This window comes from Brevundimonas sp. RM1 (assembly GCF_052907225.1).
The window spans coordinates 1-11,306 of record NZ_JBRERY010000001.1 but is presented as its reverse complement, the minus strand read 5'-3'; the positions used below and the strand labels follow the sequence as shown (position 1 = coordinate 11,306).

Below are 11,306 nucleotides of genomic sequence, written 5' to 3'. Positions count from 1 at the left end.
CCGGCCTACATGTTCGGATAGTTCGGACCGCCGCCGCCTTCGGGCGTCGTCCAGACGATGTTCTGCGACGGATCCTTGATGTCGCAGGTTTTGCAGTGGACGCAGTTCTGGGCGTTGATGACGAAGCGCGGATCGGCGCGGTTCGCCTCGTCCGCATAGACGACCTCGTACACCCCGGCCGGGCAGTAGAGGCGTGCGGGCTCGCCGTACTTGGGCAGGTTGACGTTGATCGGCACGGACGGGTCCAGCAGCTTCAGGTGCGCGGGCTGGTCCTCGGCGTGGTTGGTGTTGGAGATGAAGACGCTCGACAGCTTGTCGAACGACAGCTTCCCGTCCGGCTTGGGATAGGCGATCGGCTTGTGCTGCGAGGCAGGCTCGGTCGAGGCCGCGTCGGTCTTGCCGTGGCGCATGGTGCCGAAGAAGGAGAAGCCGCCCGTCAGGTGGTTGACCCACAGGTCGAACATGCCGACCGCCCCGCCCATCATCGTGCCCAGCTTGGACAGCAGGGGCTTGGCGTTGCGGACGACCTTCAGCTCCTTATGGACCCACGAGCGCAGATAGGCCGCCTGATAGGCGTCGAGCACGTCGCCCTCGCGGCCTTCCATGACGGCGTCATAGGCGGCGTCGGCGGCCAGCATGCCGGTCTTCATGGCGTTGTGGCTGCCCTTGATGCGCGGCACGTTCACGAAGCCCGCCGAACAGCCGATCAGGGCGCCGCCGGGGAAGGCCAGCTTGGGCACCGACTGGAAGCCGCCCTCGGTGATGGCGCGGGCGCCGTAGGAGACGCGCGTGCCGCCCTCCAGATGCTCGGCGATGGCCGGGTGATGCTTGAACTGCTGGAACTCGTCGAACGGCGACAGGAAGGGGTTCCTGTAGTTCAGGTGGACGACGAAGCCGACAGACACATAGCGGTCGCCGAAGTGATACAGGAACGACCCGCCGCCCGTCTTGTCGTCCAGCGGCCAGCCGGTGGTGTGCTGGACCAGGCCGGGCTGGTGCTTCTCGGCCGGGATCTGCCACAGCTCCTTCAAGCCGATGCCGAACTTTTGTGGATCGGCGGCGTCGCACAGGTTGTGGCGGGCCATGATGGTCTTGGCCAGCGAGCCGCGCACGCCCTCGGCGACGAAGACGTATTTGCCGTGCAGCTCCAGACCCGGCTGGAACTCGCCGGTCGGCTTGCCCTCGCGGTCGATGCCGAAGACGCCGGCGACGACGCCCTTCACCCGGCCGGTCTCTTCTTCCCAGACGACGTGGCTGGCGGCCATGCCGGGATAGACCTCGACGCCCAAGCCTTCCGCCTGTTCGGCCAGCCAGCGCGCGACATTGCCCAGCGAGGCGATGTAGCAGCCGTCATTGTGCATGAAGGGCGGCATGGCGAACATCGGCAGAGAGGCCTGTCCCTGCGGCCCCAGCACCAGGAACTTGTCCTTGGTCACCGGGGTCTCCAGCGGCGCGCCGCGTTCCTTCCAGTCGGGGAAGAGCTCGTTCAGGGCCTTCGGGTCGATGACCGCGCCCGACAGGACGTGGCCGCCGATCTCGGCCGACTTCTCCAGCACGGCGACGGAGATCTCCTTGCCGTCCTTCTCCGCCCGCTGCTTCAGGCGGATGGCGGCGGACAGGCCGGCGGGGCCGCCGCCGACGATGACGACGTCATATTCCATGACCTCGCGCTCGACGCCCGCCAGGGCCTCCAGCGGCGGCAGGTTGTCGATGACGGCTTCCTCCCATGCGTTCTTGGCGCCGCCTTCGATCATTTCCTCGGCCATGTCCCCTGAATCCTCGTTGTCGTCGTGGTTATCCGCCTTATCGGGAGGTGACGCGGGGGCGGTCAAGGCCTATTGCCTATAGTCAGATGAACGCCCCTTCCCTCGACATGGCTGCCGCAGAGGCCCTGTTCGCCTTCTGGCGCGACGCAGGCGTGGACGCCTGTTTCGAGGCGGAACCGGTCGACCGCACCGTCTTCGTCGCCCCCGTCGCGGCCAAGGGGCCGGCCACGATCACCCCCTTGCGCGCCCCCGGCGCCCCGCCGTCCGTCGATGAGGCGGCCGTCGAGGCGCGTCGCCTCGCGGCGACGGCGACCACCCTGGACGAACTGGCCGAGGCCGTCGCCGCCTTCGAGGGCTGCCCCCTGCGCGCCATGGGCGCCCGCCAGTCCGTCTTTGCGCGCGGCAATCCGCAAGGTTCGCTGATGATTGTCGGCGAAGGCCCCGGCGCCGAGGAAGACGTGCGCGGCCAGCCCTTCGTCGGCCAGGCGGGTCAGCTGCTGGACCGCATCCTGACGGCGGCGGGCCTGCTGGACGAGGCCTTCCTCACCAACACCGTCTTCTGGAAGACGCCCGGCAACCGCACCCCGACGCCGCAGGAACAGGCGGTCTGCGCCCCCTTCCTTGAGCGCGCCCTGGCCCTGCTGAAGCCCAAAGCCGTGCTGCTGGTCGGCGCGGCGGCGGCCAAGGCCGTGCTGAAGACCGACGACGGCATCATGCGGACGCGCGGCCAGTGGCGCGAATGGCGATTGTCCGAAGACGGAATCGCCGCCCCCGTCATGGCCACCCTCCACCCCGCCTTCCTGCTGCGACAGCCGCAGGCCAAGGGTTTGGTTTGGAAAGACATTCTAGATTTGTCCGCTCGCCTGCGCGGCGAAGTGGTTGAGCCGGGCGCCTGATTCAGGCATTCTGAACTCTTGGAGACCAGTCCGCAGAGCGTCGTAGAATCCCGAATCGAGACGGGACCGACGCCGACGAAGGGGGCCGCCGCGTCATGTATTCTTTCCGCCGGACGCGTCGTGCGTCTCTGTTCGCCTTTGCGCTCAGCGCCCTTGCTGCGACCGCAGCCCAGGCTGAAGATGTCGATACCTCCCGCCCCTATGCCGCCGCTGGCGCAGATTCCGGCGCAGATTCCGGCGCAAACGCCTCGCCGTCGCCCACGGCGCTGAGCAGCGAGGACCGGCTCAGCTACACCACCGCCTTCGACGCCCTGCGGCGCGGCGATCTGGAGCTGGCCCGCAACTCGGCGCGTCAGGCCAAGGACCGCGTCCTGCTGGGTCAGGTCGAGTTCGAGCGCCTGTTCCACCCCAGCCACGTCGCCACCTATGACGAACTCGCGGCCTGGCTTGAGACCTATTCCGACCTGCCGATGGCCGAGCGGGTCTATACCCTGGCGATGCGCCGCCTGCCCGACGGCGCGGCCGAGCCCAAGCGCCCCGGCGGCCTGCTGACCCGCACCTGGGCCAGCCTGACCAATCCCGGCGACGGCGGCGTCAACGATCCAGCCAAGGCCGCGCGCGTGGCCCTGAACAACGACGACCTGTCCGGCGCCTACACGATGGGCCAGCAGATCGGCGACTGGTGGACGGCGGGTCTGGCCGCGTGGCGCATGGAGCAGCACGCCGACGCCTTCCAGGCCTTCGAGCACGTCGCCCAGGATCCGACCGAGGATCCGTGGGTCCGCTCGGGCGGCGCCTTCTGGGCGGCGCGGGCGGCGGGCCAGTCGGGCCGTCAGGATCTCGTGAACGAATATCTGCGCCAGGCCGCGCGCTGGCCGGCCACCTTCTACGGCCAGATCGCCCTGCGTCAGCTGGGCGAGGAGCCGGTGATCGAGAACCAGGGGCCCCGCCCCTATGAGGCGACGCTGCAACGCGCCTCATTCACGCCCGAGCCGATCGGCGTGGATGCGCGCGCGCTCAACGCCTTCATCCGCTCGGACGAGGACGCCCGCCGCACCGTCGCCCTGTACGAGGTCGGCCGCCGCAACGATGCTGAACTGGCCGCCCGCAACGGCCTGCGCGCCGCCAGCGGCGACAGCGCCGCGCGCCAGATGTGGGTCGGCCTGTATCGCCTGGTCGCGCCCGGCCGCGCCGCCCAGTCCGAGGCCAGTCGCATCGACGCCGTCCGCTATCCGATGCCGGACCTGCAGCCCATGGGCGGCTTCACCATCGAGAAGGCCCTCGTCTACGCCATCGCGCGCAAGGAGACGGACTTCAACGCCAACGCCCGTTCCGGCGCCGGCGCCTATGGCCTGATGCAGGTGATGCCGACCACGGCCGCCCACATGACCGGCGACCAGGGCTATGTCCGCACGCCCCAGCGCCTGCTGGACCCGGCGGTGAACATGAAGCTGGGCCAGGACTATGTGAACCGCCTGTTCCAGATCGAATCCTTCCAGGGCGACCTGCTGAAGGCGGTGGCCTCCTACAACGCCGGGCCGGGGCCGATGCTGGCGGCGATCCGCAAGCTGGGCGCCGACGCCGATCCCCTGCTGCTGATCGAGACCATCGACGTGCCCCAGGCGCGCGAATACGTCGAGAAGGTCGTCGCGGCCTACTGGATCTATCAGCGCATGATGGGCGGGCCGGTGAAGACGCTGGACGCCGTTGCCTCGGGCGCGCGCGCCGTGCCGATCCGTCTGGACTACGTCCCGCCCGCCCCTGCGCCCCTTCAGGTGGCCGAGGCCGTGCTGGGCGGCGGCTCGCGCTGAAGCGCGATTAAGACGCCTCAGACCATCAAGGTCAGAAGCGACGTCCACACCAGGGCCATGACCACCGCCGCCAGGGCGTAGGCTCTGGCCGTGCGGCCCCAGTCGGTGTTCCTGCTGATCGTACGCATGGCTCCGCCCCTCCGAGAACAAGCTGGACTATAAGTCCGCTCTCTTAAACCCGCGTTCTCAGGATCGGTTAATCAACGTTAGATGACAGCGCCGCCGCCTCCCACTCGCGGAAGTGCGGCTGGGCCAGAAGGGCGGCGACATAGGCGGCGGCCGTCCCGTCGTCGCCGTGGGCCGACAGGTCGATCTGGAAATGGCGGACGCGCGCCGCCACCGGGGTGAAGAAGGCGTCGGCGATCGACCAGTCGCCGAACAGCCACGGCCCGCCTGCGCCGAAGCGGCCGCGCATCTGCTTCCACAGCACGACCAGACGCGCCAGGTCGCGGTCCAGGCCCGGATCGGACGGCGCCGGGCTGCGCGCATCCCCGGCCATCGGATGATCCGGCCCCATGCCGCACAGGTCGCGCAGGGCGTGGAAGCCGGAGTGCATCTCGGCCGTCGCCGAACGGGCCAAGGCGCGCGCGATCGGATCGACCGGCCACAGATGCGCCTCGGGATAGCGTTCGGCCGCCCATTCGCTGATGGACAGGGTGTCCCAGATCGTCTCGCCCTCGACCTTCAGCAGCGGCACGAAGCCCGAGGGCGACAGACGCCGCAGTTCAGCCTTTTCAGCCTCGGAGCGATACCAGACCTCGCGCGTGTCGAAGACGGCGCCCGCGCGCCTCAACACCAGCCACGGCCGCAGGGACCAGGTGGAGAAGAGGCGCGGTCCGACGATCAGTTGCATGGCGAAGCTCCGAGGCTGTCGCCGTGACTAATGGCTGGAGGCGAGCTTCAGCACAACCAGGCCGCTGACGATCAGGACGGCGCCGATGACGCGCATCGGCGTGACGGGCTCGCCCAGCACGGCGATGCCGACCACGAAGGCCCCGACGGCGCCGATGCCGGTCCAGATCACATAGGCGGTGCCCAGCGGCAGGGTCTTCATCGAGATCGACAACAGGCCGAAGCTGACGATCATGAAGCCGATGGTGCCGATCGTCGGCCAGGGCTTGGTGAAGCCCTCGGAGGCCTTCATCAGGAAGGCCCAAACGATCTCGAACAGACCGGCGAGAAGAAGGAAGATCCAGGCCATGACTTGCTCCCTTGCATGGCGTGCCGGGTCGTCCCAGCGTCATGCCCAAGATGGGAGAGGTCGTCCTCTGATCCCGCCTATCTGGGACACGCGGGTCTCAAGTCAAGGCTTGCCGCCCTCGGGGGCTTTCGCAGACGCAATATGCCGTCAGGTGGAGGCCATTTTGCATCAGTGGAAGGGGGGGGGGGGGGGGGGCGGGCGGTCTCCCGCCTGCTCCCCTCGCCCATCATCAGCGCATGATCCGCAGGGTCACGCCCACCGTGCGCGGCGCCCCCAGGAAGGCGCCCAGCGTGCCTGTCTGGAACGGCGCGCCGAAGGCCACCTGGCGATAGTCCTGATCGAACAGGTTGCGGCCCCACAGCTCGACGCTCCAGGCGTCATCGCGGGCTAGCGCGACGCGGCCGTCGACCAGCCAGAAACCCGGCTGGCTCTTGGCCGGGTCCAGGTCCGAGCCGGTGTTGTATTCCGACGAATATTTGGCCGCCAGGGTGACGCGGCCCGTCAGCCCCGCCGCCACCGGCCGCTCATAGGTTCCGGCCAGAGACCCGCTCCACAAGGGCGCGAAATTCATCCGCCTGCCCGCCAGCAGCGGCAGGCCCGGCACGGCGTCGTCGCCGTATTCCGTCTGGGCGTAGGTCAGGCCGCCCTGCAGCGACAGCCCCTCGAACGGCAGGAACATGAAGTCGGCCTCGACGCCCTTGGCCCGCACCTCGGGGATGGAGCGGACCAGGAAGGTCGTGCCCAGGAAGGTGTTCAGCTGGAAGTCGTCATAGGTCTGGCGGAAGGCGGCGGCCGAGACCAGCAGGCGCCGGTCCAGCATCACGCTCTTGATCCCCGCCTCGAAGGCGTCGGCGCTCTCGGCCGGGAAGGCGCGCGAGGCGTCGGGGACCAGATTGGTCTGCCCGCGATCCAGGTTGAAGCCGCCGTTCTTGCGGCCCCGCGACCAGGAGGCGTAGAGGCGCGTTCCTTCGGTCGCCTTGAACTCGGCGCGGGCCATGCCGGTCCAAGCCTCGTCCTTGACCGTCTCGGACTGGCTCAGGCCGTTGAAGGCCGGGTTCGACCACGGCAGGCACAGGATGGCGTTGCGGACGCCGTTGGCTATCGCCGCCGCACAGGCGCGCCCGCCGTCGGTGTTGTGATAGGCGGCCGTCATCTCCTTGGTCTCATGGGTGCGGCGCAGGCCCCCGGTCAGGGTCAGGCGATCGGTCACGGCGTAGGAGACCTGGCCGAACAGGGCGGCGCTGCGGGCCGTCTGCCAATAGCGGTCCAGCTGACCCTCGCCCTCGACGAAGCTCGCGCCGACGCGAAGCCCCGTGATGCCGGACACGAAGGCCGGGTCGCCCAGCGGGTTCGACGCCGAGCGCGACAGCAGGCGGCTGACATAGCCTTCGTAATCGGCGCCGTAGAACAGGCTGTCGCGACGGGTCAGCTTCTCATCGGCGAAGAAGGCGCCGGCTGACCAGTCCAGCTTTCCGTTCTGGCCCGACAGGCGGAACTCCTGCGTCAGGGTGCGGAAGCGGTTCGACCAGCTGCCGTCGTCCGGGCGATAGGCCAGATCAGCCGAGGTGAAGTCCCAGTCCTGGCTGATGACGCCGCGCCAGTCGCGCACCGCCGAGGTGCTGTCCAGCCTCGCCCAGCCCAGATCGGCGCTCAGATGCAGGGCCAGGCCCTTGTCGCGGATGCGGGTGTTGGTGTCGCGGTTGGAATAGGCTGTGCGATCCCACGGTTTCGGCGTCGCCGCCACGCCGCCGTCGGGCGCAAAGGTCGCCAGCAGGGGCGCGGTGGCGCCCGTGACCAGTTGCACGCCGACGCAGCAGCGTTCGTCCCGCTCGGTCCAGTCGGCGGTCAGGCGGGCGGTCAGGTTCGGCGTGGCGCGCCACAGCAGCTGACCGCGCACGGTGTCGTAGTGTTCGGTCTGATCGTCGGTCGAGGTGCGCGGGCCCTCCCCCGTTTTCTTGGCGCCCGTCTTCACGTCATAGAGGCCGTCGCGGCGGCGCGCGGCGACATACAGCCGCCCGGCCAGAACCTCGTCCACGATCGGGCCGGTCAGGGAGATCGAGCCGCCGTGCGCGCCATAGTCGCCGAAGGTCGCCTCGCCCGCCATGCGCGCGTCGAACGAGGGGGCGGCGGTGACGACGTTGATGACGCCCGCCGAGGTGTTTTTGCCGAACAGGGTCGCCTGCGGGCCCTTCAGCACCTCGACGCGCTCGACCTCGCCCAGATCGCCCAGGGCCGCGCCGTTGCGGGGGCGATAGACGCCGTCGATCATGACGCCGACCGAGCTTTCGACGCCCGGATTGTCGCCCACCGTGCCGACGCCGCGGATGCGGGCGGTGGTGAAGGTCTGGTTCGAGGTCGAGGCCACGATCAGGCCCGGCGTCAGAATCTGCAGATCCTTGATGTCGCGCACGCCGACGCCGTCCAGCAGGGGCTGGCTCGCCACCGTCAGCGACAGGGGCGTGGCCGCCAGGGGCGCCTCGCGCCGTTCAGCCGTCACCACGATCTCGGACACCTGGGTCGGTCCTTCGTCAATGGCCGCCTCGGCCATGACGGGCGCGGCGAAAGCGAGCACGGACAAGGAGGCGGACGCGAGGGACGCGGCGCGAACAGCAGAAATCATGGGAGGAAAAACCGCTTTGCGGAGCGACGGCGCAAGGCTTCGTCGCGGACTGTCAGCGGATGTAACAGCCCCGTCGGCGGGGCGGAACCCCGGCCAACGATCATCAAACGATGACTTTCAGGCCCGCCCGGCCAGCGGTCCCGAAGCGCGCGGAGCGAAGCTGTGCTCCACCCGGCTGCGGTGGAAATCAACGTCATTGCGGACCGCGCCGCCGACCCGGCAGAGCTGCTCCAGGCCCCGGCCGCCGCCGCTCTGATGCGACGTGATCAGATCCAGAAGACGCTCGGCTTCGGCCAAGGTCTCCAGCCGCTGCTCCAGAAGCCAGACCTCAAGCGCGCCCAATTCAACCGTCAGCCCTCCTTCACGAACGGAGGCCTCCAGCCGATTGTCATTCCATTGACGGAGCAGCGCGCGCGCGGCCTCCATCGTCCAGTGTCGAGCCATCTCGCCCCCCCAGGGCGTAGCGCCGGTCGGCCTCGACCTCCCAGACGCCAAAAAATAATGTGAGCACGATCAGGAACCACAGCCCCCAGATCAGCGTGAACAGCGCCCATGCCAGAGGCTCCGACGACAGGAGCGGGGCGCAGTAGGCCAGAACACCCACAAGCTGAAACGCAGACGCCAGAACGATCCACCAGCGACCCGCACGCTCTGCGATCAGCCACAGCGCCACGAAGGCCAGGCTGTCGACGAGCATCAGACCGAAGTAGAGCCCGTTCCATGTCAGATCCTCGACGGCATAGGAGGCGGCTACGGTCATCAGCATGACGGCGGCGGCCGCACGGTCGCCAGGACCGCCTCGCCACAACAGCAGGCCCAGCCCCGCGAAACCGAGGAACAGCAAAGCCAACTGAACCAAGTCCATCAACGCCTCCCGCAGGCCGGCCTAACCAGGCCCCTAGCCGCTATTTCCCATCATTCACGCGCTCCTTCGCCTTATTTGAAGCGTCAGCGCAGGCTGTGGATCATCTCCAGGACGGGAAGCACCAAAGAGGCGGCGACCACGGCGATCAGGATCCAGGCGAAAGCCCACCCCAAGATCAGCCACAAGACCGAGCCTCCGATCTTTCGAGGCCGTCGCCAAGCTCTGAGACTCGCATATGACCGAAAGAAGGGTGTCGGCCACGGCGTTTTCCCGTCCCCGACATGTTCCGCGGAACCTGCAAGGACGCCCCTTTCTGCCGATGAGACGGGGGGCGGCGACAGTGGGATTGATCCCCCTGAGTAGTGATCACTCAGGAGCCGCGCAGCCTGAATCCGGTTGGAGACGCCCAGCTTTTCATAGGCTCGGTGCAGGTGGTTCTGAACCGTCCGGGGCGAGAGGTTCAGCTGCTGCGCGATCTCCTTGTCGCCCAGACGGCCGGCGGCGAGGCGCAGGATTTCAAGCTCGCGCGGCGTCAGGCTGTCGATGGGCGAAGTGCTTTTCACAACAGTCGACTATCTACGACACGCGCCTGGCGTCCAGTCCCCCGTCCCCGGCGCGCGCCGATCGGGCCAGGGTGTCACCGCGACGCGACACAACTCGCGCGCGAGGCGGCATTTTGATTGCGTCCCTTCGGTTCGGCGTCGCATTAGGGGATCATTCAAACGGGGGAACCGACTTCTATGTTGCTGGCGCTTCTGATGGGCGGGCTGGGGTTGATCGTCGGCAGCTTCCTGGGTCTGGTCAGCCTGCGCCTGCCGCGCGGCGAGGACATCGTGGTCAGCCGCTCGCGGTGCGGCGGTTGCGGGCGCCCGCTCAAGCCCTGGCGGATGATCCCGGTGGTCAGTTGGGCGTTGTCGCGCGGCAAGTGCGGCGACTGCGGCGCCGTCATTCCCCTGCGCTATCCCTTGATCGAACTGGCGTCCGGCGCCGTCGGCGTCTGGGCGGCTCTGTGCTTTCCCGATCCGGCCTGGGCCCTGGCTGGGGCCGTTCTGGGTTGGCAGCTTCTGCTGATCGCCGTGATAGACGCTGAGCATTTCTGGCTGCCTGACGCCCTGACCCTGCCCCTGTTTCTCAGCGGCCTGTTCGCCGCCGTGGCCCTGGATCCGGCGAACATCCAGAGCGGACTGAAGTGGTCGCTGATCGGGCCGCTGAAGACGCCCCTGATCGGGGCGGCCGCCGGTTTCGGCGGACTTTGGCTGCTGGCCTTCCTCTACAAGCGACTGCGCGGACGCGACGGTCTGGGCGGGGGCGACCCCTTCCTTCTGGGCGCGATCGGCGCCTGGGTCGGGTGGATGGGCCTGCCCAGCGTGCTGCTGTGGGCGTCGCTGACCGGCCTCAGCCTTGTGGCGGCCAAGCTCGTGCTGCGTCGCCCCGTCGCCTCCACCGACCGCCTGCCGTTCGGCGTCTTCCTGGCCGTCGGAGCCTGGCTGACCTGGCTCTATGGCCCCTTGGGCCTGGGCTTCGGCGCCTAGAGCGACAGCAGGTCAGACCAGCGCCAGCGCCCGCCGCCCAGCGCCACGCGCGGCGCGCCCGGCTGGTCGCTGAGCGTCAGCAGCACATAGCCGTTGACCGTCTCGGCCTTGCAGGCGCGCGACGAGAAGCCGACCGTCACGGCGATGGCCTGACGCACCCCGGCCAGACCCTTGCCCTCTTCGCCGGGGCTTTGCAGCCAGTCGCCGTTCCACATCAGGATGGCGCGGCCCGAGGCGCCGGAGGTGCGATAGGCCTGGCCGATGGCGGCGTTGATCCGCGCGTCGTTGCGCAGGGCGTCCTGGATGCGCTTGACCATGTCGCAGCCCTGGCCCGAGCCGCCGCCCACGCCCGAACCCGACCCGCCGCCGCTGCCGCCGCCGACGCCCGCCCCTGCGCCGCCGCCCCCGCCTGAGCCTTGTCCTGCGGTCAGGGCGCCGCTCAGAGCCCCCTCGCCCAGCAGGAAGAAGGAGACGCTGGGCTCCGGCGCGGAGATGGGCAGAGGCTCGATCGGCGCCGGGCGCGGCGTCGAACGGCTGGGCCGCGGGGTCGGCGGCGTCGGCGCGGTGCGCCGCGCCTTCTCGGGCGTCTGAGCGGGAACGGGCGCGGGCGCGGCG

9 protein-coding genes and 2 pseudogenes are annotated in these 11,306 nt (G+C 68.9%); 3 read left to right on the top strand and 8 right to left on the bottom strand.

Features of this window, described 5'->3' with window-relative positions:
• Window positions 1-5: 5 nt before the first annotated feature.
• Complete coding sequence (locus ACU5AP_RS00055) at window positions 6-1,661, bottom strand: electron transfer flavoprotein-ubiquinone oxidoreductase (protein ID WP_223850972.1); 1,656 nt, start codon at window positions 1,659-1,661, stop codon at window positions 6-8.
• 191 nt (window positions 1,662-1,852) lie between these two features.
• Here ACU5AP_RS00055 and ACU5AP_RS00050 point away from each other — a divergent pair, with 191 nt between their 5' ends.
• Window positions 1,853-2,662, top strand: coding sequence for a uracil-DNA glycosylase (locus tag ACU5AP_RS00050; RefSeq protein WP_128720598.1), 810 nt, complete (start codon window positions 1,853-1,855; stop codon window positions 2,660-2,662).
• A 95-nt stretch (window positions 2,663-2,757) separates the two neighbouring features.
• Window positions 2,758-4,473 (top strand): lytic transglycosylase domain-containing protein, encoded by a 1,716-nt coding sequence (locus ACU5AP_RS00045; protein ID WP_446680641.1) that lies wholly within the window; start codon window positions 2,758-2,760, stop codon window positions 4,471-4,473.
• Window positions 4,474-4,669: 196 nt separating this feature from the next.
• Here ACU5AP_RS00045 and ACU5AP_RS00040 read toward each other — a convergent pair whose 3' ends face one another.
• The 6 genes and pseudogenes from ACU5AP_RS00040 to ACU5AP_RS00015 form a co-directional block, all read right to left on the bottom strand.
• Window positions 4,670-5,326, bottom strand: coding sequence for a glutathione S-transferase (locus tag ACU5AP_RS00040; protein ID WP_128720600.1), 657 nt, complete (start codon window positions 5,324-5,326; stop codon window positions 4,670-4,672).
• 27 nt (window positions 5,327-5,353) lie between these two features.
• Entirely contained in the window at window positions 5,354-5,674 is a 321-nt protein-coding gene (locus ACU5AP_RS00035) for a DMT family transporter (RefSeq protein WP_003165889.1), read from the bottom strand.
• 229 nt (window positions 5,675-5,903) lie between these two features.
• The gene (locus ACU5AP_RS00030) at window positions 5,904-8,294 is read right to left on the bottom strand and encodes a TonB-dependent receptor (protein WP_446680640.1); all 2,391 of its coding nucleotides are present in this window, start codon (window positions 8,292-8,294) and stop codon (window positions 5,904-5,906) included.
• Window positions 8,295-8,411: 117 nt separating this feature from the next.
• Window positions 8,412-8,636 (bottom strand): hypothetical protein, encoded by a 225-nt coding sequence (locus ACU5AP_RS00025; RefSeq protein WP_446680639.1) that lies wholly within the window; start codon window positions 8,634-8,636, stop codon window positions 8,412-8,414.
• A gap of 46 nt (window positions 8,637-8,682) precedes the next feature.
• Entirely contained in the window at window positions 8,683-9,159 is a 477-nt protein-coding gene (locus ACU5AP_RS00020) for a hypothetical protein (RefSeq protein WP_046652069.1), read from the bottom strand.
• A 386-nt stretch (window positions 9,160-9,545) separates the two neighbouring features.
• Window positions 9,546-9,722: pseudogene (locus tag ACU5AP_RS00015) on the bottom strand (helix-turn-helix domain-containing protein); the annotation flags it as partial.
• A gap of 177 nt (window positions 9,723-9,899) precedes the next feature.
• Here ACU5AP_RS00015 and ACU5AP_RS00010 point away from each other — a divergent pair.
• Window positions 9,900-10,691 carry a prepilin peptidase gene (locus ACU5AP_RS00010; protein ID WP_446680638.1) on the top strand — a complete coding sequence of 264 codons (792 nt, stop codon included), beginning with the start codon at window positions 9,900-9,902 and terminating at the stop codon, window positions 10,689-10,691.
• Here ACU5AP_RS00010 and ACU5AP_RS00005 read toward each other — a convergent pair.
• Window positions 10,688-11,306: pseudogene (locus tag ACU5AP_RS00005) on the bottom strand (hypothetical protein); the annotation flags it as partial. The gene ACU5AP_RS00010 and the pseudogene ACU5AP_RS00005 overlap by 4 nt on opposite strands.

Bases quoted from the DNA above. Each gene is read 5' to 3' on its own strand.
- ACU5AP_RS00050 (WP_128720598.1), top strand. From the start codon at position 1,853: ATGAACGCCCCTTCCCTCGACATGGCTGCCGCAGAGGCCCTGTTCGCC.
- ACU5AP_RS00035 (WP_003165889.1), bottom strand. From the start codon at position 5,674: ATGGCCTGGATCTTCCTTCTTCTCGCCGGTCTGTTCGAGATCGTTTGG.
- ACU5AP_RS00045 (WP_446680641.1), top strand. From the start codon at position 2,758: ATGTATTCTTTCCGCCGGACGCGTCGTGCGTCTCTGTTCGCCTTTGCG.
- ACU5AP_RS00030 (WP_446680640.1), bottom strand. From the start codon at position 8,294: ATGATTTCTGCTGTTCGCGCCGCGTCCCTCGCGTCCGCCTCCTTGTCC.
- ACU5AP_RS00055 (WP_223850972.1), bottom strand. From the start codon at position 1,661: ATGGAATATGACGTCGTCATCGTCGGCGGCGGCCCCGCCGGCCTGTCC.
- ACU5AP_RS00020 (WP_046652069.1), bottom strand. From the start codon at position 9,159: ATGGACTTGGTTCAGTTGGCTTTGCTGTTCCTCGGTTTCGCGGGGCTG.
- ACU5AP_RS00010 (WP_446680638.1), top strand. From the start codon at position 9,900: ATGTTGCTGGCGCTTCTGATGGGCGGGCTGGGGTTGATCGTCGGCAGC.
- ACU5AP_RS00040 (WP_128720600.1), bottom strand. From the start codon at position 5,326: ATGCAACTGATCGTCGGACCGCGCCTCTTCTCCACCTGGTCCCTGCGG.